19 protein-coding genes are annotated in these 26,011 nt (G+C 54.7%); 6 read left to right on the forward strand and 13 right to left on the reverse strand.

Translation table 11 applies throughout. The features are described from left to right. Positions 1 to 128: 128 nt before the first annotated feature. From eno to rlmD, 5 genes are all read right to left on the reverse strand, one after another. Positions 129 to 1,427 (reverse strand): phosphopyruvate hydratase, encoded by a 1,299-nt coding sequence (gene eno, locus AC1MKH_RS19580; RefSeq protein ID WP_276224008.1) that lies wholly within the window; start codon positions 1,425 to 1,427, stop codon positions 129 to 131. An 82-nt stretch (positions 1,428 to 1,509) separates the two neighbouring features. Next, positions 1,510 to 3,147, reverse strand: coding sequence for a glutamine hydrolyzing CTP synthase (gene pyrG, locus AC1MKH_RS19585; RefSeq protein WP_253897762.1), 1,638 nt, complete (start codon positions 3,145 to 3,147; stop codon positions 1,510 to 1,512). 349 nt (positions 3,148 to 3,496) lie between these two features. Then, positions 3,497 to 4,288: a nucleoside triphosphate pyrophosphohydrolase gene (gene mazG, locus AC1MKH_RS19590; RefSeq protein WP_276224005.1), complete on the reverse strand. Its 792-nt coding sequence runs from the start codon at positions 4,286 to 4,288 to the stop codon at positions 3,497 to 3,499. 105 nt (positions 4,289 to 4,393) lie between these two features. Beyond that, positions 4,394 to 6,628 (reverse strand): GTP diphosphokinase, encoded by a 2,235-nt coding sequence (gene relA, locus AC1MKH_RS19595; RefSeq protein ID WP_276224003.1) that lies wholly within the window; start codon positions 6,626 to 6,628, stop codon positions 4,394 to 4,396. Positions 6,629 to 6,678: 50 nt separating this feature from the next. Then, positions 6,679 to 7,977 carry a 23S rRNA (uracil(1939)-C(5))-methyltransferase RlmD gene (gene rlmD / locus AC1MKH_RS19600; protein ID WP_276224001.1) on the reverse strand — a complete coding sequence of 433 codons (1,299 nt, stop codon included), beginning with the start codon at positions 7,975 to 7,977 and terminating at the stop codon, positions 6,679 to 6,681. Between the two features lie 56 nt (positions 7,978 to 8,033). On the opposite strand from rlmD, the gene barA reads away from it, so the two are divergent. Beyond that, a complete protein-coding gene (barA, locus tag AC1MKH_RS19605; protein ID WP_276223999.1) occupies positions 8,034 to 10,787 on the forward strand; it encodes a two-component sensor histidine kinase BarA in 2,754 nt (917 codons plus the stop codon). A gap of 81 nt (positions 10,788 to 10,868) precedes the next feature. On the opposite strand, the gene AC1MKH_RS19610 is transcribed toward barA, so the two are convergent. The 8 genes from AC1MKH_RS19610 to syd form a co-directional block, all read right to left on the reverse strand. After that, entirely contained in the window at positions 10,869 to 12,014 is a 1,146-nt protein-coding gene (locus AC1MKH_RS19610; RefSeq protein ID WP_276223998.1) for a glycerate kinase, read from the reverse strand. Between the two features lie 84 nt (positions 12,015 to 12,098). Beyond that, the gene (gene gudD / locus AC1MKH_RS19615; RefSeq protein WP_442961953.1) at positions 12,099 to 13,436 is read right to left on the reverse strand and encodes a glucarate dehydratase; all 1,338 of its coding nucleotides are present in this window, start codon (positions 13,434 to 13,436) and stop codon (positions 12,099 to 12,101) included. Positions 13,437 to 13,439: 3 nt separating this feature from the next. Next, complete coding sequence (locus tag AC1MKH_RS19620) at positions 13,440 to 14,795, reverse strand: enolase C-terminal domain-like protein (RefSeq protein ID WP_276223996.1); 1,356 nt, start codon at positions 14,793 to 14,795, stop codon at positions 13,440 to 13,442. Then, positions 14,792 to 16,150 carry a galactarate/glucarate/glycerate transporter GudP gene (gudP, locus tag AC1MKH_RS19625; RefSeq protein WP_276223993.1) on the reverse strand — a complete coding sequence of 453 codons (1,359 nt, stop codon included), beginning with the start codon at positions 16,148 to 16,150 and terminating at the stop codon, positions 14,792 to 14,794. Before gudP ends, AC1MKH_RS19620 begins: the two co-directional genes overlap by 4 nt. Positions 16,151 to 16,629: 479 nt before the next feature. Further along, positions 16,630 to 17,073 carry a flavodoxin gene (locus AC1MKH_RS19630; protein WP_276223992.1) on the reverse strand — a complete coding sequence of 148 codons (444 nt, stop codon included), beginning with the start codon at positions 17,071 to 17,073 and terminating at the stop codon, positions 16,630 to 16,632. A 21-nt stretch (positions 17,074 to 17,094) separates the two neighbouring features. After that, positions 17,095 to 17,871: a tRNA pseudouridine(65) synthase TruC gene (gene truC / locus AC1MKH_RS19635; protein WP_276223990.1), complete on the reverse strand. Its 777-nt coding sequence runs from the start codon at positions 17,869 to 17,871 to the stop codon at positions 17,095 to 17,097. Beyond that, positions 17,871 to 18,200 (reverse strand): YqcC family protein, encoded by a 330-nt coding sequence (locus AC1MKH_RS19640; RefSeq protein WP_276223988.1) that lies wholly within the window; start codon positions 18,198 to 18,200, stop codon positions 17,871 to 17,873. Before AC1MKH_RS19640 ends, truC begins: the two co-directional genes overlap by 1 nt. Positions 18,201 to 18,881: 681 nt before the next feature. Next, positions 18,882 to 19,427 (reverse strand): SecY-interacting protein, encoded by a 546-nt coding sequence (syd, locus tag AC1MKH_RS19645; protein WP_276223986.1) that lies wholly within the window; start codon positions 19,425 to 19,427, stop codon positions 18,882 to 18,884. A gap of 68 nt (positions 19,428 to 19,495) precedes the next feature. Between syd and queF the strand changes: the two genes are divergently transcribed. The 5 genes from queF (at position 19,496) to xni (ending at position 26,000) form a co-directional block, all read left to right on the forward strand. Continuing rightward, the gene (gene queF, locus AC1MKH_RS19650; RefSeq protein ID WP_276223984.1) at positions 19,496 to 20,341 is read left to right on the forward strand and encodes an NADPH-dependent 7-cyano-7-deazaguanine reductase QueF; all 846 of its coding nucleotides are present in this window, start codon (positions 19,496 to 19,498) and stop codon (positions 20,339 to 20,341) included. Positions 20,342 to 20,468: 127 nt separating this feature from the next. Next, positions 20,469 to 21,833: a nucleotide 5'-monophosphate nucleosidase PpnN gene (gene ppnN, locus AC1MKH_RS19655; RefSeq protein ID WP_276223981.1), complete on the forward strand. Its 1,365-nt coding sequence runs from the start codon at positions 20,469 to 20,471 to the stop codon at positions 21,831 to 21,833. Positions 21,834 to 22,396: 563 nt separating this feature from the next. Beyond that, positions 22,397 to 23,686, forward strand: coding sequence for an HAAAP family serine/threonine permease (locus AC1MKH_RS19660; protein WP_276223979.1), 1,290 nt, complete (start codon positions 22,397 to 22,399; stop codon positions 23,684 to 23,686). A 60-nt stretch (positions 23,687 to 23,746) separates the two neighbouring features. Next, on the forward strand, positions 23,747 to 25,114 hold the full coding sequence (locus AC1MKH_RS19665; RefSeq protein ID WP_276223976.1) for an L-serine ammonia-lyase: 1,368 nt from the start codon (positions 23,747 to 23,749) through the stop codon (positions 25,112 to 25,114). A 130-nt stretch (positions 25,115 to 25,244) separates the two neighbouring features. After that, entirely contained in the window at positions 25,245 to 26,000 is a 756-nt protein-coding gene (xni, locus tag AC1MKH_RS19670) for a flap endonuclease Xni (protein WP_276223974.1), read from the forward strand. The last annotated feature ends 11 nt before the right edge of the window (positions 26,001 to 26,011 follow it).

Below are 26,011 nucleotides of genomic sequence, written 5' to 3' on the forward strand. Positions count from 1 at the left end.
TCTGTAAAAGGGGTATGCGGTAATTATCGCAGATTTATGCGGGAGGGTCATGTTTGCCCGTGCATTCTCTTACAGGCGTAAAAAAACCCGCCGAAGCGGGTTTTTATTAAGAGTTAAAAGCGGGGCGATTAAGCCTGGCCTTTGATCTCTTTACGACCGTTGTACGGAGCTTGTTCGCCCAGTGCTTCTTCGATACGAATCAGCTGGTTGTATTTAGCAACACGGTCAGAACGGCTCATAGAACCGGTTTTGATCTGGCCTGCAGCAGTACCGACCGCCAGGTCAGCGATGGTAGCGTCTTCAGTTTCGCCAGAACGGTGAGAGATGACAGCAGTGTAGCCAGCGTCTTTCGCCATTTTGATCGCAGCCAGAGTTTCGGTCAGGGAACCGATCTGGTTGAATTTGATCAGGATGGAGTTAACGATGCCTTTTTCGATGCCTTCTTTCAGGATCTTGGTGTTGGTTACGAACAGATCGTCACCAACCAGCTGGATTTTGTCGCCCAGTACTTTGGTCTGGTATGCGAAACCATCCCAGTCAGATTCGTCCAGGCCATCTTCGATGGAGACGATCGGGTACTGTTTGGTCAGTTCTTCCAGGAAGTGAGTGAATTCTTCAGAGGTGAACGCTTTGTTGCCTTCGCCAGCCAGAACGTATTTACCGTCTTTGTAGAATTCAGACGCTGCGCAGTCCATCGCCAGAGTGATGTCTTTGCCCAGTTCGTAGCCTGCTGCTTTAACCGCTTCAGCGATGACAGCCAGCGCTTCTGCGTTGGAACCCAGGTTCGGCGCATAGCCGCCTTCGTCACCAACAGCAGTGTTCATACCTTTAGCTTTCAGAACTTTAGCCAGGTTATGGAACACTTCAGAACCCATACGTACGGCTTCTTTCAGGGATTTCGCGCCAACCGGCTGAATCATGAATTCCTGGATGTCGACGTTGTTGTCAGCGTGCTCACCACCGTTGATGATGTTCATCATCGGAACCGGCATGGAGTATTTACCCGGGGTGCCGTTCAGTTCAGCGATGTGAGCATACAGCGGCAGGCCTTTAGCGGCAGCAGCAGCTTTAGCAGCAGCCAGAGAAACGGCCAGGATTGCGTTCGCACCGAAGTTAGATTTGTTTTCAGTACCGTCCAGGTCGATCATGATTTTGTCGATGCCAGCCTGATCTTTAGCATCTTTACCCAGCAGAGCCTGAGCGATTGGGCCGTTAACAGCTGCAACAGCTTTCAGTACGCCTTTACCCATGAAACGGGATTTGTCACCATCGCGCAGTTCCAGAGCTTCGCGGGAACCAGTAGAAGCACCTGACGGAGCAGCTGCCATACCGACGAAACCACCTTCCAGGTGTACTTCTGCTTCAACAGTCGGGTTACCACGGGAGTCGATGATTTCACGACCGATGATTTTAACGATTTTGGACATTAGGTTTTCCTCAGTACAAGTTAAACTAAAACTCCAGACAAACAACGCCCCTCATGGGGCGTTGCCGTTCTAACTTTTTTACTTACTTCGCCTGACGCTTCTGGTACTCGCTGGCGGCTTTTACAAAGCCTGCAAACAGCGGGTGCCCATCACGAGGTGTAGAAGTAAACTCCGGATGGAACTGACAAGCAACGAACCACGGGTGATTCGGAACTTCGATGATCTCGACCAACTGATCATCCCCGGAACGGCCCGCAACGCGCAGACCTGCAGCTTCAATCTGTTTCAACAGCATATTGTTGACTTCGTAGCGGTGACGATGACGCTCAACGATAGTTGGCGCATTGTACATCTTACGAACCAGGCTATCGTCGGAGAGCTGGCACTGCTGTGCGCCCAGGCGCATAGTGCCGCCGAGATCGCTCTTCTCGGTACGCACTTCAACATTACCTTCTTCATCACGCCACTCGGTAATGAGCGCCACAACCGGGTACTTACAGTCTGGCACAAATTCCGTAGAGTTGGCGTTATCCATACCCGCCACGTTACGTGCAAACTCAATCAACGCAACCTGCATACCCAGGCAAATGCCCAGATACGGAATATTGTTTTCACGCGCATAGCGTGCGGTAGCAATTTTACCTTCGACACCACGGTAGCCGAAACCACCAGGAATCAGGATAGCATCTAAATCTTTCAGAATTTCGACGCCACGTGTTTCAACATCTTGCGAATCGATCAGTTTGATGTTGACGGTTACACGATTTTTCAGGCCACCGTGTTTCAGCGCTTCGATAACTGATTTATAGGCATCCGGCAGTTCGATGTACTTGCCGACCATACCGATAGTCACTTCGCCTGCCGGGTTGGCTTCTTCATAGATAACCTGTTCCCATTCAGACAAGTTAGCTTCCGGACAGTTCAAGCTGAATCGTTTACAAATATAATCGTCCAGCCCCTGAGATTTCAACAGGCCTGGAATTTTATAAATGGAATCGACGTCTTTCATCGAAATAACGGCTTTTTCTGGCACGTTACAGAACAATGCAATTTTTGCACGTTCGTTAGCCGGAATCGCACGATCGGAGCGACAAACCAGGATGTCAGGCTGAATACCAATGGACAGCAGTTCTTTCACAGAGTGCTGAGTCGGTTTGGTTTTGACTTCACCCGCCGCCGCCAGATAAGGCACCAGGGTCAGGTGCATGAACAGCGCGTGTTCACGGCCAATATCAACCGCCAACTGGCGAATCGCTTCAAGGAACGGCAGGGATTCGATATCACCTACGGTACCGCCGATTTCAACCAGAACCACGTCATGGCCTTCACCGCCAGCAAGTACGCGTTCTTTAATAGCGTTAGTGATGTGCGGGATAACCTGTACGGTCGCGCCCAGATAGTCGCCACGGCGCTCTTTGCGCAGGACATCTGAGTAGATACGGCCAGTCGTGAAGTTATTGCGGCGAGTCATTTTGGTGCGGATGAAACGCTCGTAGTGACCCAGGTCCAGGTCGGTTTCAGCGCCGTCTTCAGTAACGAACACTTCGCCGTGTTGGATCGGGCTCATGGTGCCTGGATCGACGTTGATGTACGGATCCAATTTCATCATGGTTACGTTGAGGCCACGGGCTTCAAGAATGGCTGCCAGGGAGGCTGCGGCAATGCCTTTACCCAGAGAGGATACGACCCCGCCGGTCACAAAAATATAGTTCGTTGTCATGCTGAACCTGAGAAGTTAGGGTGAAACGATGGAATAACCAGGACGGGAAAACAGTATACCCGAACATGACGAGCGCCACAAACTTTCATTCTCCCTCCCCTATGTTCTTCAGGCCGCGTTAATGTTGGTTTTCTCCGGGTTAAACAGGGCATTACACTGCTATTCACCCAGAGAATTACTCCTTTATCACCTTGATGTCTCACGAATAAGTGATGAATGCATCTCAGCACGGAGTCTCAACAGAGATAAGGAGTGAGAAAATAGCCGCTTTTGGCTAAATGTTTTTGACGCAAATCAAGCGCTTGTCATTTAAAAAATCACACAAATTGCGCTTGATCGCGAAATTTCCTTAGAGATCATGTTCCTGTCGTTTTACCTCCTGCCATACCTCTTCCATGGTATTCAGGTCTACTCCGGTCATTTCCAGGCCTCTGGCGGCGACGATTCGCTCAACTTCACGAAAACGGCGTTCAAATTTAAGATTGGCCTTTTGCAGCGCGGTTTCGGCTTTTACGCCTAAATGACGTGAAAGATTCACCGTGGCGAACAACAGATCCCCCACTTCCTCTTCCAGTTTGGCTTCATCAATCACCGCCTGCTTCGCTTCGTGCATCACTTCGTCAATTTCTTCATGCACTTTATCCAGCACCGGGCCGAGCGTGTCCCAGTCAAAGCCAACCGCCGAGCAGCGTTTCTGAATTTTGTGCGCGCGCATTAACGCCGGGAAGCTGTGTGGAATATCATCCAGCGCGGAGGTCTGCGCTTTTTCAGCGCGTTCGGCGGTTTTGATTTGCTCCCAGCGCGCCAGCACTTCGCTGCTGTTGCCTGCGGTCGCGTCGCCAAAGATATGCGGGTGGCGGCGTTCTAATTTGTCGCTGATGGCCGCGCAGATATCGTTGAAGTCGAAGCGTCCCTCTTCCTGCGCCATCTGGGCGTAAAACACCACCTGGAACAACAGGTCGCCGAGTTCGCCGCGCAGGTCGTCAAAATCTTCACGGGCGATAGCGTCGAGCACTTCGTAAGTTTCTTCAAGGGTGTATGGCGCGATGGTGCTGAAGGTTTGTTCTTTATCCCACGGACAGCCGGTTTCTGGGTCGCGCAGGCGCTGCATAATGGTGAGAAGGCGGGTGATTTGGTCCATGTAAAATCCTGGAAAATTGAAAAGATATAGGCCGGATAAGGCGAAGCCGCATCCGGCGTTGCGATAGTGCCGGATACGGCTTCGCCTTATCCGGCCTGGAAGAATTTACCCCCCGTGCAAACGCCGCGCGTCTATCACATCCGGCACCTGGTTCAGTTTGCCAAGCACGCGGCCCAGCACCTGCAGGTTGTAGATTTCAATGGTCATGTCGATGGTCGCCATCTGCTGCCTGGTATCGCTGCGGCTGGCGACGCCGAGGACGTTGACCTTTTCGTTGGCGAGGATGGTGGTGATATCGCGCAGCAGGCCGCTACGGTCGTTCGCCGTGACGCGCACCACCAGCGAGTAACCCGCTGAGTAGCTTTCGCCCCACACGGCGTCCACCAGGCGTTCCGGCGCATGCGCGCGCAGTTCGACCAGCTGTTCGCAGTCGGCACGGTGAACGGAAATACCGCGCCCCTGGGTGATAAAGCCCACAATCTCATCGCCCGGAATGGGCTGGCAGCAGCGAGCAATGTGGTGCATCAGGTTACCGACGCCTTCCACCACCACACGGCCATTGTCCTTGCTGCGGTTTTGCGGAGTGTAGGTTTTCTGCTGCAACTGTTTCAGCGCCGCCGCGTCTTCTTCTGCCGCGCTCGGTTTGTTGAACTGCGCCTGCAGGAAGTTGACCATCTGGTTAAGACGAATGTCGCCGCCGCCAATCGCCGCTAACAGCTCTTCCACGTCGTTGAAGTTGTAACGCGGCAGCAGATGTTTTTCCGCTTCCTTCAGGCTGATGCCCAAATGCTCAAGCTCGTCATCCAGAATTTGACGCCCGGCCAGCACGTTTTTATCGCGATCCTGTTTACGGAACCAGGCGTGAATTTTCGAACGCCCGCGACTGGTTGTGACGTAGCCCAGATTCGGGTTCAGCCAGTCACGGCTCGGGTTCGGCTGCTTCTGGGTGATGATTTCAATCTGATCGCCCATCTGCAACTGATAGGTGAACGGCACGATGCGTCCGCCAATTTTCGCACCGATGCAGCGGTGGCCGACATCGCTGTGAATGTGATAGGCGAAATCAAGCGGCGTCGAGCCTGCCGGTAAATCGACAACATCACCTTTCGGTGTAAACACATAGACACGGTCGTCAAAGACCTGGCTGCGCACTTCGTCGAGCATTTCGCCGGAGTCGGCCATCTCTTCCTGCCACGCAATCAGCTTACGCAGCCAGGCGATGCGGTCTTCGTGGCCGCTACGCGGGCCAGGTGCCGCCGTGCCCTCTTTGTATTTCCAGTGCGCGGCGACGCCCAACTCGGCATCTTCGTGCATCTGTTTGGTACGGATCTGAATCTCAATTGTTTTGCCGCCAGGCCCCAGCACCACGGTGTGGATGGACTGGTAACCGTTCGGTTTCGGGTTGGCGACATAGTCGTCAAACTCATCCGGCAGGTGGCGATAGTGAGTGTGTACTATCCCCAGCGCGGCATAGCAGTCCTGCAAACGTTCGGCGACGATTCGCACCGCGCGCACATCAAAAAGCTCATCAAATGCGAGCTGTTTTTTCTGCATTTTGCGCCAGATGCTATAGATGTGTTTTGGTCGCCCGTACACTTCCGCTTTCACGCCTTCGGTTTTCATTTCGGCGCGCAGATGCCCCACGAACTCAGAAATGTAGTGTTCGCGGTCGATACGGCGTTCGTGCAGCAGCTTGGCAATGCGCTTGTATTCTGCCGGGTGCAGATAGCGGAAACAGTAGTCTTCCAGCTCCCACTTCAACTGGCCGATACCGAGTCGGTTCGCCAGCGGCGCGTAGATGTTGGTACACTCTTTCGCCGCCAGAACGCGTTCATCTTCTGGCGCGTCTTTCACTTCACGCAGATGGGCAATGCGCTCTGCCAGCTTGATAACCACGCAGCGGAAGTCGTCCACCATCGCCAGCAACATGCGGCGCACGTTATCGACCTGATCGGAGGAAACGGAATCCGTGTGGGTGGCTTTCAGCTGGCGAATGGCTGCCATATCGCGCACGCCGTGGATCAGGGTGACGACGGATTTCCCGGCGCTTTCAGCAAGCACCTCTTCGGAAACTACGTTAGCGTCCACCAACGGGAACAGCAAGGCGGCGCGAAGGGTGTCGTTATCCATACTGAGCATCGACAGAATCTCTACCATCTCTACCCCACGCCAGAGCAGAAGCTCGGCGTCCGGGTGATTCTGGGTGTGCTGTCGACAATAATCCCAGGTCTCGGCTAAGCGCTCACACGACTGCTGGCTGGTAATTCCCAGACTTGAGATCCATTTTTGTGAGTCAAACTCACCAGCTTTATTTAGATGTGCACTTCTTACCGCAACCATTGTCCTCTCCTTAAGGGACCGGGCCTGTCGAAGTCGACAAGCCACAATTATTACTTACGCTCAAACAACACCATTGATTCCAGATGCCCAGTGTGCGGGAACATGTCAAGCATTGCCATACGCTGAATTTGGTAACCCGCACGTAAAAGCGCTTCACTGTCACGCGCAAGCGTAGCGGGGTTACAGGACACATAGACCATCCGCGTTGGCGCTAATTTTATAATATGTTGCATCACGCCCGGTGCGCCTGCGCGGGCAGGATCGAGTAAAATTTTGTCAAAGCCGTGCTTTGCCCAGCTCTGACGCGTTACGTCCTCTTCCAGATTCTCATGGAAAAACGTGACATTCTGTAAATTATTCAGCGCCGCATTTTCCTGGCCTTTCGCCACCAGCGCCGGAACGCCCTCTACGCCAATGACGCTGGCGGCGCGTTTTGCCAGCGGCAGCGTGAAGTTGCCCATGCCGCAGAAAAGATCGAGCACGCGGTCCTCTTTCTGTATATCGAGCCATTCAAGCGCAGTGGCGACCATTTTTTGGTTTACACCATCGTTCACCTGAATGAAGTCGCGCGGGCTGAACGTTAAGCGTAGTCCGTCTGAGGAATACCAGGGCACTTCACCGCTTACGCGTTCAAGTATCTCGCTTTCGGGCGCGAGATACAGGGAAAGACCTGAAGAATGCGAAAAGCGTTCCAGTTTTTCTCTGTCCTGCGCACTCAGCGGCGCGGTATGGCGAAGCACCATTAGCGGGCCGTTGTCAGCGCTCACTAACTCAACGTGCCCCAGGCTGCGTTTGCCTTGCAGCGTATTCAGGCATTCGCGCAACGGCACCAGCAATGCTTCAAGAGTGGGCACCAAAACGGGGCACTGCACCACATCGACGATATCGCTGGCGTTGGCCTTGCGAAAACCCATCTGCAACTGCTGCGTTTTAGGCTGGTAGTTCAGGCTCAGGCGCGCACGGCGGCGGTAGCCCCAGGGCTGGGCCGCAATCACCTCTTCTACGTCGCGCTTCATCAGGCGCGCGAGTGCGGCCTGTTTACTGCGCTGCTGTAGTGCAATCGAGGCGTGTTGCTGCTGGCACCCGCCGCAGACGCCAAAATGCGGGCAACGCGGTTCTACACGCTCCGGGCTGTCGCTTAAGCGCCGTTTTACCTGCCCACGGGCATACTGTTTTTTATCTTCCGTCAGGGTAATTTCCGCGCGTTCATCAGGAAGTAATCCATTGATAAATAGCGCCTTACCGTTGTTACGCGCAACACCCTGACCAAAGGGATCGAGGTCACTGACTGTCACAGTTATGATCTGGCGCGTCGTCACGCGCCGTTTTGCAGAGTAGAATTGCGCCATCGTAGAGATTTTTCTCAATCAAACATATTACCCTGATTCTCCCACAACGGACCTTCATGACCAACTACAGCCTGCGTGCGCGCATGATGATTTTGATCCTGGCCCCGACCGTACTCATCGGTTTGCTGCTCAGCATCTTCTTTGTCGTTCACCGCTATAACGACCTGCAGCGTCAACTCGAAGACGCTGGCGCCAGCATTATCGAACCGCTTGCCGTCTCCAGCGAATATGGAATGAATTTGCAGAATCGCGAATCCATTGGCCAGCTCATCAGCGTGTTGCATCGCCGTCACTCTGATATCGTGCGGGCAATTTCGGTGTATGACGAACATAACAAACTGTTCGTGACCTCGAACTATCAGCTCGACCCGACCGAACTGCGCTTGCCCAACGGGCAGCCTTTCCCCCGACGGTTGAGCGTAGTGCGCCACGGCGACATCATGATTTTACGCACGCCGATTATCTCAGAACACTATTCACCGGATGAATCCCCGCAGTCAGAGGCAAAAACTCCGGTCAATATGTTGGGCTACGTCGCGCTGGAGCTGGATCTCCGCTCCGTGCGGCTTCAGCAGTACAAAGAGATTTTCATCTCCAGCGTGATGATGCTGTTCTGTATCGGCATTGCGCTGATCTTCGGCTGGCGTTTAATGCGCGATGTGACCGGGCCGATTCGCAACATGGTGAACACGGTTGACCGCATCCGGCGCGGGCAACTCGATAGCCGCGTGGAAGGCTTTATGCTGGGCGAGCTGGATATGCTGAAAAACGGCATTAACTCGATGGCGATGTCGCTGGCGGCATATCATGAGGAGATGCAGCACAACGTTGACCAGGCCACCTCTGACCTGCGTGAAACGCTGGAGCAGATGGAAATTCAGAACGTTGAGCTGGATCTGGCGAAAAAGCGCGCTCAGGAAGCCGCGCGTATTAAGTCTGAATTTCTTGCCAATATGTCACACGAACTGCGTACGCCACTCAACGGCGTGATTGGCTTTACCCGTCTGACGCTGAAAAGCGAGCTGAATCCCACTCAGCGTGACCACCTGAATACCATTGAGCGTTCGGCGAATAATCTGCTGGCGATCATCAACGATGTTCTCGACTTCTCGAAACTGGAAGCCGGTAAACTGATTCTGGAAAGCATTCCGTTCCCGCTGCGTAACTCGCTGGATGAAGTGGTGACGCTGCTTGCCCACTCCGCCCACGATAAAGGGCTGGAGCTGACCCTCAACATCAAAAACGATGTGCCGGATAACGTCATCGGCGACCCGCTGCGCTTACAGCAGGTGATTACCAACCTGGTCGGTAATGCGATTAAATTTACCGAACACGGCAACATTGACGTGCTGGTTGAGAAACGCGCGCTCAGCAACAATAAAGTACAGATCGAAGTGCAAATCCGCGACACGGGAATTGGTATTCCGGAGCGCGATCAGTCGCGGCTGTTCCAGGCATTCCGTCAGGCAGACGCCAGTATTTCTCGCCGCCACGGCGGTACCGGGCTGGGGTTAGTGATCACCCAGAAACTGGTGAAAGAGATGAGCGGGGATATCTCCTTCCACAGCCAGCCAAATCGCGGCTCAACCTTCTGGTTCAATATCAATCTGGATCTCAATCCGAATGTTCTCTCGGACGGGCCATCCACACAGTGCCTGAAAGGCAAGCGCCTGGCCTACGTAGAAGCGAACGCAGCCGCTGCGCAGGCAACGCTGGATATGCTGGCCTCGACGCCACTGGAGGTCATTTACAGCCAGACCTTCTCCGCGCTGCCGGTTGAGCATTACGACATCATGCTGATAGCGATTCCGGTTTCGGTACGCGACCTGGAGCATCATCGTGAGAAGCTGTCGCAGGCCCGTGCAATGACCGATTACCTGCTCCTCGCGCTGCCTTGCCATGCGCAGGTTGATGCAGAAGCGTTGAAAAGAGAGGGGGCCGCTGCCTGCCTGTTGAAACCGCTAACCTCAACGCGTCTGCTGCCTGCGCTGACAGATTATTGCCGCACAACGCAACCCGCGCTGGAACTTCAGGATGACGACGCCCGCATCGCCATGACGGTGATGGCGGTAGATGACAACCCGGCCAACCTTAAGCTGATTGGCGCGCTGCTCGGCGACCAGGTTCAGCATGTTGAGCTGTGCGAGAGCGGTCAGCAGTCGATTGAGCGCGCCCGCGAAATGCAGTTTGACCTGATTCTGATGGATATTCAGATGCCGGATATTGACGGTATTCGCGCCTGCGAACTGATTCGTCAATTGCCGCATCAGCAGCAAACGCCGGTGATTGCGGTGACCGCGCACGCCATGGCCGGGCAGAAAGAAAAACTGCTGAGCGCGGGTATGAACGATTATCTGGCGAAACCCATCGAAGAAGATAAGCTGCGCAATCTTCTGCTGCGTTACAAACCGGGGCTATCTGCGGCGACGCTGCCGACCGCGTCTGAGCCCGTAGAACCTGCAATCGATCTCAACACCACCCTCGACTGGCAGCTGGCACTGCGTCAGGCCGCGTATAAACCGGACCTTGCACGCGAGATGCTGCAAATGCTGGTCGCCTTCCTGCCAGAAGTGCGTAACAAGGTGGAAGAGCAACTGGTGGGGGAAGAGCCGGAAAATCTGGTGGACGCCATTCATAAGCTGCACGGTAGCTGCGGCTACAGCGGCGTGCCGCGCCTGAAACACTTGTGTCATTTGATTGAAGGGCAACTGCGCAACGGAACGCCTGCGGAAGATCTGGAGCCAGAGTTTCTGGAACTGCTGGATGAGATGGACAACGTGACGCGCGAAACGAAGAAGATGTTGGGATGAGAAGATAGCCTTTGCCGGATGGCGCTCACGCTCATCCGGCACTAAACGTAGGCCGGATAAGCGTGAGCGCCATCCGGCATTTTACAGCGATAATCTCTGCCCCATCCTCAGCACCGCCGCGATATTCCGCGCCGCCATAAACAGATTATCTTCGGCATCCCGCAATGCGTCTTCCAGCGTGCAGATGCGATACAGCACGCTAAACACCGCATCTAAGCCATGCTCATGCACTACGCCGACATCCGGCGTCAGGCTGCCGCCAATCGCGATGACCGGCACGTTATAGCGCTTTGCCACGCGTGCCACGCCTACCGGTACTTTGCCGTGAATAGTCTGGCTGTCGATACGCCCTTCCCCGGTAATCACCAGGTCAGCGTCAGCCACCAGCTTATCGAGATGCAGCGCGTCGGTAACAATTTCGATGCCAGGGCGAAGCTCTGCGCCGCAGAATGCATACAGCGCCGCGCCCATTCCGCCTGCCGCACCACCCCCTTCCAGCGCCAGCACGTCAATATCCAGACAGCGCTTCACGCATTGCGCATAGTGCTCAAGCGCCGCATCAAGTCGGGAAATCATCTCGGGCGTTGCGCCTTTCTGCGGGCCAAACACGGCGGATGCGCCCTCTTCGCCCGTTAACGGGTTGGTGACATCACAGGCGACTTCAATACGGCACTCAGCCAGACGCGCATCCAGCTCGCTGATATCGATAAGTTTAAGCGTCTCCAGCCCTGCGCCGCCTGGGGCAATGGCCTGGTTATCCGCCGTCAGAAGCTTCACGCCCAGCGCCTGCGCCATGCCTGCGCCGCCGTCATTGGTCGCGCTGCCGCCAAGGCCAATAATAATATGCTTTACGCCCGCATCTAAGGCGTGGCGAATCAGCTCCCCGGTTCCCCAGGATGTTGTAGTCAGCGGGCAGCGTTTGTCGCCTGGAACGAGCTCCAGCCCGCTGGCCGCCGCCATTTCGATAAAGGCGCTCTGCTCATCGCCAGACAGGCCGTAAAAACCCTGCACCGTGTCGCCCAGCGGGCCGGTAACCTCTACTTCGACGACACGCCCCTGAGTAGCGGCAACCATCGCTTCGACGGTACCTTCACCGCCATCCGCAACGGGAAGTTTATGGTAATCCGCGTCGGGGTAAATTTCGCGAAAACCCCGCTCGATGGCACTCGCCACCTCCAGCGCGCTCAGGCTTTCCTTGTACGAATCCGGTGCAATTACAATCTTCATTGGCTGTCCTTATGCGTCGGGAGTGCCATGATCTTACATCTGAATCAGAAAAAATACCGACCCCGGCAGGGATCGGCATTTTGCTTAACGCACCATGCAAGGGCGCTTATTATCGAACGTCCAGTTCGGGAGGAGATACTGCATGCCCATCGCGTCGTCGCGTGCGCCAAGGCCGTGTTTTTTATACAGCTCGTTGGCCTGCATAACGCGGTCCATATCCAGTTCAACGCCCAGACCCGGCGTAGTCGGTACCTGCACCATCCCGCCCTTGATTTCAAACGGTTGTTTGGTGAGACGTTGATTTCCTTCCTGCCAAATCCAGTGGGTATCAATCGCGGTAACATTACCCGGCGCGGCAGCGGCCACGTGGGTGAACATTGCCAGCGAAACGTCAAAGTGGTTGTTGGAGTGTGAACCCCAGGTCAGGCCGAATTCATGACACATCTGCGCCACGCGCACCGAACCCTGCATGGTCCAGAAGTGCGGGTCCGCCAGCGGGATATCGACAGATTGCAGCGAAAGCGTGTGGCCCATCTGACGCCAGTCGGTGGCGATCATGTTGGTGGCGGTCGGCAGGCCAGTTGCGCGACGGAATTCCGCCATCACTTCACGTCCGGAGAAGCCCTGCTCCGCACCACACGGATCTTCCGCATACGCCAGCACGCCCTTCAGGTATTTACCAATTTTAATCGCTTCATTGAGCGACCATGCGCCGTTCGGATCGAGCGTAACGCGCGCCTGTGGGAAACGTTTTGCCAGCGCCACAATCGACTCGGCCTCTTCTTCCCCGGCAAGCACGCCGCCCTTCAGTTTAAAGTCGTTAAAGCCATATTTTTCATACGCTGCTTCCGCCAGACGTACCACGGAATCCGGGGTCATCGCTTCGTCGTGACGCAGGCGGTACCAGTCGCACTTTTCATCCGGCTGGCTCTGATACGGCAGCGGCGTGGCTTTGCGGTTGCCGACGAAGAACAGATAGCCGAGCATTTCCACTTCGCTACGCTGCTGACCGTCGCCCAGCAGAGACGCCACGTTTACGCCTAAGTGCTGACCCAGCAAATCCAGCATTGCCGCTTCAATACCGGTGACCACGTGAATGGTGGTACGCAGGTCGAAGGTTTGCAGCCCACGACCGCCGGAATCCCTATCGGCAAAGGTATTGCGCACCAGCGTCAGGACGTTCTTGTATTCGCCCAGGGTTTTACCGACAACCAGCGGGATCGCATCTTCAAGCGTGGTGCGGATCTTCTCGCCGCCGGGGATTTCCCCCACGCCCGTGTGGCCGGAATTGTCTTTAATCACCACAATGTTGCGGGTAAAGAACGGCGCGTGCGCCCCGCTCAGGTTCATCAGCATACTGTCGTGGCCCGCAACCGGGATGACCTGCATGGAAGTAACAACTGGCGTTGAATAGTGAGACATGATTCAGTCCTTTTTTAATGAGTTGCGGCCGAAAACGGGACGTTTGCGGTCAAATGTCCAGCCGGGGATCAGATACTGCATCGGGCCGGCGTCGTTACGCGCACCGCCCGGCAGGCTTTTGTAGGCGTCATGCGCTTTCAGCACCTGATCCCAGTCCAGCTCTACGCCCAGTCCAGGCGCATCGGGAACGGCAATTTTGCCGTCGGTAATCTGGAGTGGATTTTTGGTCAGGCGCGCGTCGCCTTCCTGCCAGATCCAGTGGGTATCAATCGCCGTCGGTTTACCGGGTGCGGCAGCGCCCACGTGGGTAAACATCGCCAGCGAGATGTCGAAATGGTTGTTGGAGTGGCAACCCCAGGTCAGGCCCCAGTCGTCACAAAGCTGCGCGACACGCACCGCGCCGGATAGCGTCCAGAAATGCGGGTCCGCCAGCGGAATGTCTACCGCATTGAGCATCACCGCATGGCCCATTTCACGCCAGTTGGTGGCAATCATATTGGTGGCGACCGGCAAGCCGGTGGCGCGGCGGAATTCCGCCATCACTTCTCGCCCGGAGAAACCCTGTTCGGCGCCGCACGGATCTTCTGCGTAAGTCAGCACATCGTTCAGCCCCTTACACAGGGAAATCGCTTCATCCAGCAGCCAGGCCCCGTTGGGATCGACAGTGATACGGGCGTCGGGGAAGCGTTTTTTCAGCGCCTTCACTGATTCAATTTCCTGTTCGCCCGGCAGGACGCCGCCCTTCAGTTTGAAATCTTTAAAGCCGTAGCGGTCCTGCGAGGCTTCTGCCAGACGCACCACCGCATCGCTGGAGAGCGCTTCCTGATGACGCAGATGATACCAGTCATGGTTGCCTGGGGTGCTTTCCAGATACGGCAAATCGGTTTTGCGACGGTCGCCAACGTAGAAGAGATAGCCCAGCACGGTCACCGCATCACGCTGCTTACCAGGGCCCAGCAGTTCACAAACCGGGACATTGAGCGCTTTGCCGAGCAGGTCGAGCAGCGCGGCTTCCAGTGCTGCCACCGCGTTAACCCGCAGTTCAAATGTCCACGCGCCTTTGCCGAAGGTGTCAAAATCTGCCGCCTGGTTTCCCTTATGCACCTGCTGAACCACTTTATTCAGCCGGGCTATCTCCTGGCCCAACACCATCGGTATCGCATCCACCAGCGTCTGGTAAATCACTTCACCCCCCGGCGCTTCCCCCACGCCGGTATTCCCGGCGTTATCGGTCAGCACCACGATATTACGGGTGAAATACGCGTTGTGTGCGCCGCCGATGTTGAGCAGCATACTGTCATGCCCGGCGACCGGAATGACCTTCATGTCCGTTATAACTGGGCTGGATTGCGTTGTCATGATGATTGCCCCGCAACAGGTTTCAGTTCGATACGTTTAATGTCGCCAACCAGTATCAGATAGCTCAGTACCGCCACCAGCGCATGCACACCGACATAAATCAGCGCACCGTTAAACGAGCCCGTGGTACCGACGATATAGCCAATTGCAATTGGCGTAACGATGCCGGAAATGTTGCCGAACATATTGAACAGGCCGCCCGAGAGACCGCTTATCTCTTTCGGCGCGGTATCTGCCATCACCGCCCAGCCCAGCGCGCCAATGCCTTTACCGAAGAAGGCCAGCGCCATAAAGCCGATGATCATCCACTCAACGTTCACATAGTTACAGAACACCATCACCATCGACATCAGCATGCCCATGACGATTGGCGTTTTACGCGCAATGTTCAGCGAACCGGTACGACGCATCAGCCAGTCGGAAATAATGCCGCCCAGCACGCCGCCCGCAAAGCCGCAAATTGCCGGAACGGAGGCCACGAAGCCCGCTTTCAGAATCGACATGCCGCGCGCCTGCACCAGATAAACCGGGAACCAGGTGATAAAGAAGTAAGTCAGGGCGTTGATGCAGTACTGGCCGATATAAACGCCAATCATCATGCGAGAACCCAGCAACTGCTTGATTTGCCCCCACTTCACGCTGAACGGCACTTTGGCTTTTGCCCCCGCCTGATCCATGTTGATCAGCGCACCACCTTCTGCAATGTAATCCAGCTCTTTTTGGTTCACACCCGGGTGCTGGTTCGGTTCGTGGATCACCTTCAGCCAGACAAAACTGATAACGATCCCAAGCCCGCCCATAAAGAAGAACACATGAGACCAACCCACTTCATGGGTCAGCCAACCCATGATTGGCGCAAAGATAACGGTGGCGAAATACTGTGCGGAGTTAAAAATCGACACCGCCGTGCCCCTCTCCTGCGCCGGGAACCATGCCGCGACGATTCGACTGTTGCCAGGGAAGGAAGGCGCTTCCGCCAGGCCGACCAGGAAACGTAAGGTAAACAAGGCGATAATGATGCCAAAACCACTGAAGATATCGACGAAGCCCTGCAAAAGGGTAAACATGGACCAGATAAAGATAGACCAGAAGTAAACGCGTTTTGAACCAAAGCGGTCAAGCAGCCAGCCGCCCGGTATCTGGCCGATAACATAGGCCCATGAGAATGCGGAGAAAACGTAACCCATACCCACCGCGTCCAGGCCAATATCTTTCGCCATCTCCGAACCGGCAATAGACAAGGTGGCGCGGTCGCCGTAGTTGAAGGATGTGACAATAAACAACATCACCACTATCCAGTAACGAGCATTGGTGCGCTTTTCCGCCCCGCTCGCAGCCTGACTTAATGAACTCATTGTTGTACTCCTGAATTATAGCTTTCGGCTACATTCACTCTGAACAGCACAACCTGTAGGGTAATCAGAATGACGTATTTGTGTTTTTATCGCAGTGTGTCGTTATGTCTTGCTGACTGCGTTTTATAACTGGCTCAGGAAGTATAAAAAGAGGTCACCTGTGGCTCACCGTGCATCTTCACAGCATTCACGCGGTAAATAAAAGAGATTTATGGCTTATGCACAACGCGCTGGAAGATACCTCACGGAAATGAAAACTGTTTGCGGGAAGAGCACGTTACAAACACAGAGGAAGGCAGAGTGTGAAACAGCTCTCTTGACGCAGTGAAAACGCCCTGCGCTAACCCATTATTAAATGGGCAAATATTGGCATTCGCCCGAGGCAGGTGGCGAAAATGAGGAATAAGATAGTGAAAGCTGCTAGTGCAGCGAACTGGCGATTTAAGGGAACGCCCTCTGCGTAGGGAGAGGGCGACACCTTACTTAAGCAATGTTGCCCACTGCTCAACCCACGGGTTCGACACGCCCTCTGGTTCAGGATCTTCGCTGGCGTCAATCATCAGCATGTCGCCGATACGCTGCGCGTCCTGTTCCTGCAACAACGCATCAAACGTTTTCCCGCCGCCGCAGAAATTAGCGTAGGTACTGTCACCCAGCGCGATAATGCCGTAGCGCAGATGCGGCTGATACATATCTTTGAGATCGTTAAACAGCGGCACGATGCTGTCTGGCAAATCGCCCTGCCCGGTCGTGGAGGTCACCACCAGCACGTATTTGCCGACATACTCTTCCCACTCGCTGACCTGCGGGTCTTCAAACACTTTGGCGGTATGGCCCTGATTGCCCAGAATCGCCTGCGCTTCTTCGGCGACTAACAGCGAATTGCCATACATGGTGCCTACAAAAATCCCTACTTCAGCCATGATTTAACTCCCTGTTTACTTTCAGATGTTCTCATCCTGACCGCTGTTGGCGACAAACTCAACCCTTTCGTTATCGGGGAGAAGCCCGCGCCAGCCAAAGTGTGACAAGGCCTGCATCCAGGTCTCGTCGAACCCGGCGCGCAGCGTAAGCGGTTCGCCAGTAAACGGATGCGTCAGCGAAAGCGAGCTGGCGTGCAGCATCAGACGCTGGCAGCCGAAATGTTCCGCCGCGCTACGGTTCTGACGCAAATCACCATGCTTGCTGTCGCCAAGAATAGGATGGCGCAAATGGGACAAATGGCGGCGCAATTGATGCTTGCGCCCGGTTTTCGGTTCCAGCTCAACCAGCCCGTAACGGGTCGTTGGGTAGCGCCCGGTGGCGACCGGCATTTCGACCGTCGCCAGCCCACGATAGTGCGTCACCGCAGGCTGCGGATCTTTATTCTCTTTCGCGAATTTATCGGCGATTTTGTCGAGCTCTTCCACCAGCGGGTAATCGAGCACCGCGTCATCCATCAGCCAGCCGCGCACAATCGCATGATAGCGCTTCTGCATTTGATGCTGCTCGAACTGCTGAGACAACAAACGCCCCGCCTCGCTGGAGAGCCCCATTAGCAGAACGCCGGAAGTCGGGCGATCGAGGCGATGAGCGGTAAACACGTGCTGACCAATCTGGTCGCGGACGGTCTGCATCACCACCACTTTTTCATCGCGGTCCAGCCAGCTGCGGTGAACCAGCCAGCCGGATGGTTTGTTGACGGCCACCAGCCACTCATCCTGATAAATAATTTCCAGCATCAGTTAGCGTCATCGGCAAAAAAGGCATCGAGCTTTTGCAGCTCCAGCAGAATAATCTCGCGCTGCGGATGCTGTGCATCCAGCGCCATTTCATAATACGGCGCGATGGCAAAGCTTTGCGGCAGCGGCTGGCCGTTATCCAGCAATTGATGCATGCGCGGAATCAATACCCACTGCAACCACTCCAGCGGCTCCAGCGTGTCCATGCAAAAGGGTTGGTCGCTGGCAAATTTGCTTTCATGCGGCGCTTCGTCCTGCCAGTGTTGGTGCAGGCGCAGCATCGCTTCGATGGCCTGAAGTTGTTCGCGCAAATTATCGTGAAGGGTCATGGCTACCTCGGTAGAAACAAAATCGCGTGCAGGATACACCAGCCGAACGCAAAACAAAAAAAGGGAGCACTGTATAAACAGTGCTCCCGGTTCGTTTCGCAGCATTCCAGCTACTTTTCGTGCTCCCTGCTCGTCCGTGACAACTTTTCCTGCGGCCTTGCGGCCTGTTCATCCGTAAACTGTTGCGTCCTGCTCACACCACCCCGATGCGAATCTACCCAATCCCTGAGTATGTCCTGAACTTCTTGCTCCACCAGGCATCCTGTCTGGCTCTCATTCTCCGTCCTGGAGGTGTCCTTTAACGCGTCCTGCGTTATCCTTTTGCCTCGTCCTGAAGCCTTTCCTTGTAACACCATCCTGGCGTATCCACTTACCTCATCCTGAGGCCTATCCCTGAAGCACCGTCCTGGTGTGTCCTGTTTGAAGTGTCATCATCCTGATGTTCACTTCACTGTGCGACTCCTTGTCGACGGACATAGAATCGCTTATTCCGCCCCGTCTTACAAGGGCCCTTCAGGCAATCCTGTAAGGACATTTTCATATGAAAGAGCCTAAGAAAAATCTTAATAAGCTGATTTATAAGGAAAACATAATAATCGATCAGTAGCTGTCCTACTTACAGCCTGGCGATCTCCTACAAGGCTTGTAAGAGATCTCTCACAAGCATTCGGGCAAACTGGATTACAAATCGGGGTCTAATTGATTGAGGAAGCTCTCAAGAGAGGGGGCGAGAGTCTGGCGCTTGCGGGTGCCGAGCGTCTCTTTAACCACTTCGCCGGTCAGATTACAGACGGAAATTACGTCCAGTTCACTGTCGAGCGTGGCGATAAACAACGTCGGCGAAAGCTTCAGGCGTTTCTGAGTGACCATATGGCCGATCAGATTCTCCTGCACGCGACGAAAATCGTCCGGGCTCCATACCTGTAGCAGCGTCAGTCGTTGTCCGGCAAAACGGGCTTCCATGTCGCCAGCATACTGAGTGGTATAATAAGTATGAAGGGGTGGTTGTACCACAATGTCCAACGCACGTTCAACGCCATTTACATTCTGTTCACCACTAAACGGCAACGGTTGCCAAAAAACCGCGTCGTCGGTGGTATTGACGATGCAGGGAGACGCTACGCCAAACAGCTCTTCGCTGCGCGGCCAGCAGTGATTCTGTTGCTGCCAGGCGTCGCAATAACGTTGGGTAAAGGCTTTAAGCGCTTCTGCGGTCTGATGGTCCACCGATTTCTCTCTTCTGGTTAGTCAGGTTACACTTGGCGCATAGTCTACCTGCTTTATAACGGTGAAACATGTCTTCTTATGAGAATCATCAGGCGCTGACGGGCCTGACGCTTGGTAAATCAACGGATTACCGCGACACTTACGATGCCGGGTTATTACAGGGCGTTCCGCGTAGCCTGAACCGCGATCCGCTGGGCCTGCATGCCGACACGCTGCCGTTCCACGGCGCCGACATCTGGACGCTGTATGAACTCTCCTGGCTTAACTCCAAAGGGCTGCCGCAGGTGGCGGTGGGTCACGTTGAGCTGAGCCATACCACCGTCAACCTGGTTGAGTCCAAAAGCTTCAAGCTTTACCTGAACAGTTTTAACCAGACGCGTTTTGGCTCATGGGAAGATGTCCGCCATACGCTGGAGCGCGATCTCAGCGCCTGCGCGCAGGGCGACGTCACCGTTTCGCTTTATCGTCTGGATGAAATTGAAGGGCAGCCTATCGCCCATTTCCACGGCACCTGCATTGATAATCAGGATATCGAGATTGATAACTATCAGTTCAATGCCGATTACCTGCTGAACTCAACCGGCAGCAAGAGTGTGGAAGAGACGCTGGTCAGCCATCTGCTGAAATCCAACTGCCTGATTACCCATCAGCCAGACTGGGGCTCGGTGCAAATCCAGTATCGCGGGCCGCAGATTGACCGCGAAAAGCTGCTGCGTTATCTGGTGTCGTTCCGTCACCATAATGAGTTCCACGAGCAGTGCGTCGAGCGTATTTTTAGCGATATTCTGCGCTTCTGTAAGCCGGAAAGCCTGAGCGTCTATGCGCGCTATACCCGTCGCGGCGGGCTGGACATTAACCCGTGGCGTTCGAATACGGACTTTGTGCCGGCGATTGGGCGACTGGTCAGGCAGTAAGCTCGCACAAACCTAAATAATTTCTCAATTTGCAACCATTCTCCCACACAGGATGGTTGTAGTATTCCTACAGGCAAGGCTATTGTAATCAGCAGGGAAGACGATTCTCGTCCCGTAAGGAGCTCACTTGATTACACATATTAGCCCGCTTGGCTCAATGGATATGTTGTCGCAGCTGGAAGTCGACATGCTTAAACGCACGGCCAGCAGCGACCTGTACCATCTGTTTCGTAACTGCTCGCTGGCGGTACTGAATTCAGGCAGCCTGACCGATAACAGTAAAGAACTGCTGTCACGTTTTGAGAATTTCGATATTAACGTGCTGCGCCGCGAACGCGGCGTGAAGCTGGAACTCATCAACCCGCCGGAAGAGGCGTTCGTTGATGGCCATATTATTCGCTCGTTGCAGGCGAACCTGTTTGCCGTGCTGCGCGATATCCTGTTCGTTTACGGCCAGATTCATAACGCCGTACGCTTCCCGAATCTTGATTTGGAAAGTTCCACGCATATTACCAACCTGGTCTTCAGCATTCTGCGTAACGCGCGTGCGCTGCACGTCGGCGAAGCGCCGAGCATGGTCGTTTGCTGGGGTGGTCACTCCATTAACGAAAATGAATACCTCTACGCGCGTCGCGTGGGGAATCAGCTTGGCCTGCGCGAGCTGAATATCTGTACCGGCTGTGGCCCGGGGGCGATGGAAGCGCCAATGAAAGGCGCGGCGGTTGGTCACGCGCAGCAGCGTTACAAAGAAGGCCGTTTCATCGGCATGACTGAACCATCAATCATCGCTGCTGAGCCGCCTAACCCGCTGGTTAACGAGCTGATTATTATGCCGGATATCGAAAAACGTCTCGAAGCGTTTGTCCGTATCGCTCACGGCATCATTATCTTCCCCGGCGGTGTCGGTACGGCGGAAGAGCTGCTGTATCTGCTCGGAATTCTGATGAACCCGGCGAATAAAAATCAGGTACTGCCGCTCATCCTCACCGGCCCGAAAGAGAGCGCCGATTACTTCCGCGTGCTGGATGAGTTTATCGTCCATACGCTGGGTGAGAGCGCGCGGCGCCACTACAAAATCATCATCGACGATGCGGCGGAAGTGGCTCGTCAGATGAAGAAAGCGATGCCGCTGGTGAAAGAAAATCGTCGCGATACGGGTGATGCTTACAGCTTTAACTGGTCGATTAAAATCGCGCCAGACCTACAGATGCCGTTCGAACCGACTCACGAAAACATGGCGAACCTGAAGCTTTATCCGGACCAGCCGGTTGAAGTGCTGGCCGCTGACCTGCGCCGCGCCTTCTCGGGTATCGTCGCCGGTAACGTGAAGGAAGTGGGTATCCGCGCCATCGAAGAGCATGGGCCGTATAAGATCCACGGCGATAAAGAGATGATGCGCCGTATGGACGACCTGTTGCAGGGTTTTGTCGCCCAGCACCGTATGAAACTGCCAGGTTCCGCTTATATCCCTTGCTACGAAATCATGGCCTGATAAGGCCTGTCACGCCGTCGCCCGCTCGTCGGGCGACTTATCCCTTCTTGCCCATTGAATCCATTAGCATAAAACGCCACCCCGTTTCGTTTATCCCCTCACATGTGCTGACGGGGTTGAACAAAAAATGACAACAATCCCTTATCGTTAATCACTTTCCCTCAATCGTTTGCGTACTCAGCAAAGCGTGAATTATTGACAACAAAGATAAATAAACCGTCTAAAACGCTATTTTTGACACTTTTATTAGTGCAAACCGCGTATTTACACTCCTGCCTATTTACCAACCATACTGCTAATGCTAGGTTTCGCGCCCATAAATTTCTGCCCAAATAACAATCACAGGCAGATGAACTGCAAACACAGCGAAGAGGAGTGAATTATTACATTTGGGATCATGATCACTGATAGATTCATCAGTTAAATGTATCTTTCCGCCCCGTCGTAGTGATGGGTGGAAAATCATAAAAAAACCGTCACTGAAAAGATTTCATATTACTGTCGGTCTTAATTCCATTGGATTTAACTAAAAACCGGCAATTTTAGTCCTCCAGGAGATACAGATGGAAAGCACTCAAACCAGCACCATCGCGTCAACACAATCCGCTAGCGGATGGCGCAAAACAGATACCATGTGGATGCTGGGTCTGTACGGTACAGCAATCGGCGCGGGCGTTCTGTTCCTGCCGATCAACGCAGGCGTCGGCGGTATGATCCCGCTGATTATCATGGCAATCCTTGCCTTCCCGATGACCTTCTTCGCACACCGCGGCCTGACCCGCTTCGTGCTGTCCGGTAAAAATCCGGGCGAAGACATCACGGAAGTTGTTGAAGAACACTTCGGCGTAGGCGCAGGTAAACTGATTACCCTGCTCTACTTCTTCGCTATCTACCCGATTCTGTTGGTATACAGCGTAGCCATCACCAACACCGTAGAAAGCTTCATGACGCACCAGCTGCAGATGACTGCGCCGCCGCGTGCGATTCTGTCGCTGATTCTGATCGTCGGTATGATGACCATCGTTCGCTTCGGTGAGCAGATGATTGTTAAGGCGATGAGTATTCTGGTGTTCCCGTTCGTTGCAGCCCTGATGCTGCTGGCTCTGTACCTCATCCCTCAGTGGAGCGGTGCGGCGCTGGAAACCCTGTCCTTTAGCTCTGCCTCCTCTACCGGCAACGGTCTGTGGATGACGCTGTGGCTGGCTATTCCGGTCATGGTCTTCTCCTTCAACCACTCGCCGATCATCTCCTCTTTCGCCGTAGCGAAACGTGAAGAATACGGCCAGGGTGCTGAGAAAAAATGTTCTAAAATCCTGGCATGCGCACACGTCATGATGGTGCTGACGGTAATGTTCTTCGTCTTCAGCTGCGTACTGAGCCTGACTCCGGCAGACCTGGCAGCAGCAAAAGCACAGAACATCTCGATTCTGTCTTACCTGGCGAACCACTTTAACGTCTCCTTCATCGAATGGATGGCACCAATCATCGCGATTATCGCTATCACTAAATCGTTCCTGGGCCACTACCTGGGCGCACGTGAAGGCTTTAACGGGATGGTGATTAAGTCTCTGCGCGGCAAAGGCAAATCCATCGAAATCAACAAACTGAACAAAATCACTGCGCTGTTCATGCTGGTTACCACCTGGATTGTGGCGACCCTGAACCCAAGCATCCTGGGTATGATTGAAACCCTGGGCGGCCCGATTATCGCGATGATTCTGTTCCTGATGCCGATGTATGCGATTCAGAAAGTACCGGCGATGCGTAAATACAGCGGCCACATCAGCAACGTCTTCGTTGTGATTATGGGTCTGATTGCTATCTCCGCTATCTTCTACTCTCTGTTCAGCTAATATCCCCCGCGCCGCCTTCGGGCGGCGCGTCTCTTCTTTTCCTACAGCAATGGATGCATCATGATCAGCGTATTCGATATTTTCAAAATCGGCATTGGTCCCTCCAGCTCTCATACTGTCGGGCCAATGAAAGCAGGCAAACAATTCACGGACGACTTGATTGCGCGTGGGATCCTGACCGACATCACCCGCGTCGTCGTCGATGTATATGGCTCACTCTCCCTCACCGGGAAAGGCCACCATACCGATATCGCCATCATCATGGGCCTGGCGGGTAACCTGCCGGACACCGTCGATATCGACAGCATTCCTGGCTTTATCCAGGACGTGAATACCCACGGTCGTTTACTGCTGGCAAACGGCCAGCACGAAGTGGAGTTCCCGGTTGATAAGTGCATGAACTTCCATGCCGACAACCTCTCTTTGCATGAAAACGGCATGCGCATCACCGCACTGGTGGGCGAAAAAGCGGTTTACAGCAAAACTTATTATTCCATCGGCGGTGGCTTTATCGTCGATGAAGAGCATTTCGGTCAGCAGACTGAAGCACCGGTCGCCGTGCCTTATCCGTACCGCAGTGCGGCAGATTTGCAGCGTCATTGCAGCGAGACGGGCCTTTCCCTCTCGGGCCTGATGATGCAGAACGAACTGGCGCTGCACAGCAAAGAAGAGCTGGAAAAGCACTTTGCTGACGTCTGGGCGGTTATGAAAGGCGGCATCGAACATGGCACCACCACCGAAGGCGTGCTGCCGGGTAAACTGCGCGTCCCGCGCCGTGCCTCCGCGCTGCGCCGTATGCTGGTCAGCCAGGATAAAATCAGCAGCGACCCGATGGCGGTCGTTGACTGGATCAACATGTTCGCGCTGGCGGTAAACGAAGAAAACGCCGCTGGCGGACGCGTGGTGACAGCGCCAACCAACGGTGCCTGCGGGATTGTTCCGGCGGTGCTGGCGTACTACGACAAGTTTATCCGCGAAGTGAACGCCAACTCTCTCGCACGCTACCTGCTGGTGGCCAGCGCAATTGGCTCGCTTTACAAGATGAACGCCTCTATTTCCGGCGCGGAAGTGGGCTGTCAGGGCGAAGTGGGCGTGGCCTGTTCCATGGCTGCCGCAGGCCTGGCGGAACTGCTGGGCGGTAGCCCGGCTCAGGTGTGCATTGCCGCTGAAATCGGCATGGAGCATAACCTCGGTTTAACCTGCGACCCGGTTGCCGGTCAGGTTCAGGTGCCGTGCATCGAGCGTAACGCGATTGCCTCTGTCAAAGCGGTCAACGCTGCCCGTATGGCGCTTCGCCGTACCAGCGAGCCGCGCGTATGCCTCGATAAGGTCATCGAAACCATGTATGAAACAGGCAAAGACATGAACGCCAAGTACCGTGAAACCTCTCGCGGCGGCCTGGCAATGAAAGTGGTTGCCTGCGATTAATCCCCCCAATTGCCCGGTGGCACGCTGCGCCGGGCAGTTTTTTGCGAGTCGCCTTCCTGATTTTTTATCCCGCGTAGCCTCCCCCTGACGCAAATGTTACCCTAGCCTCAATTGTTACAAGGAGGTCCCGGTGTCCGTTCATCTGCTTATCGTCGACGCACTCAATTTGATTCGCCGCATTCATGCCGTGCAGGGTTCCCCCTGCGGTGAAACGTGCCTGCGGGCGCTGGAGCAACTAATTGCCCACAGCCAACCCACGCACGTGGTCGCCGTGTTTGATGATGAAGAGCGGGGTCAGGGTTGGCGACACCAGCGTCTGCCAGACTACAAAGCGGGCCGTGCGCCGATGCCGGACACGCTGGTAGAAGAGATGCCCGTCTTACGCACGGCCTTCGAACAGCGCGGCATTAAATGCTGGGCGCTACCCGGCAGCGAAGCCGATGACCTGGCCGCGACGCTTGCGGTGAAAGTGGCGCAGGCCGGGCACCAGGCGACGATTATCTCGACGGATAAAGGCTACTGCCAGTTGCTCTCACCCACCATTCGCATTCGTGACTATTTCCAGAAACGCTGGCTGGATGCGCCGTTTATCGCCAGTGAATTTGGCGTCACGCCGCAGCAGTTACCTGATTACTGGGGGCTGGCGGGGATCAGCAGTTCGAAAGTGCCGGGCGTGGCAGGAATCGGGCCGAAGAGCGCCACGCAGTTACTGAATGAGTTTGAATCGCTGGAAGGGATCTATGCGCAATTAGAGAAAGTGCCGGAGAAGTGGCGCAAAAAGCTCGAAGAGCATAAAGAGATGGCGTTTATCTGTCGCGACGTTGCGCGGCTGGAGACAAATCTACAGCTGGATGGGAATTTGCAGCAGTTGCGGTTGATGCGGTAGAACTCCCCCTC

Source organism: Pseudocitrobacter sp. CD920760 (assembly GCF_057782505.1).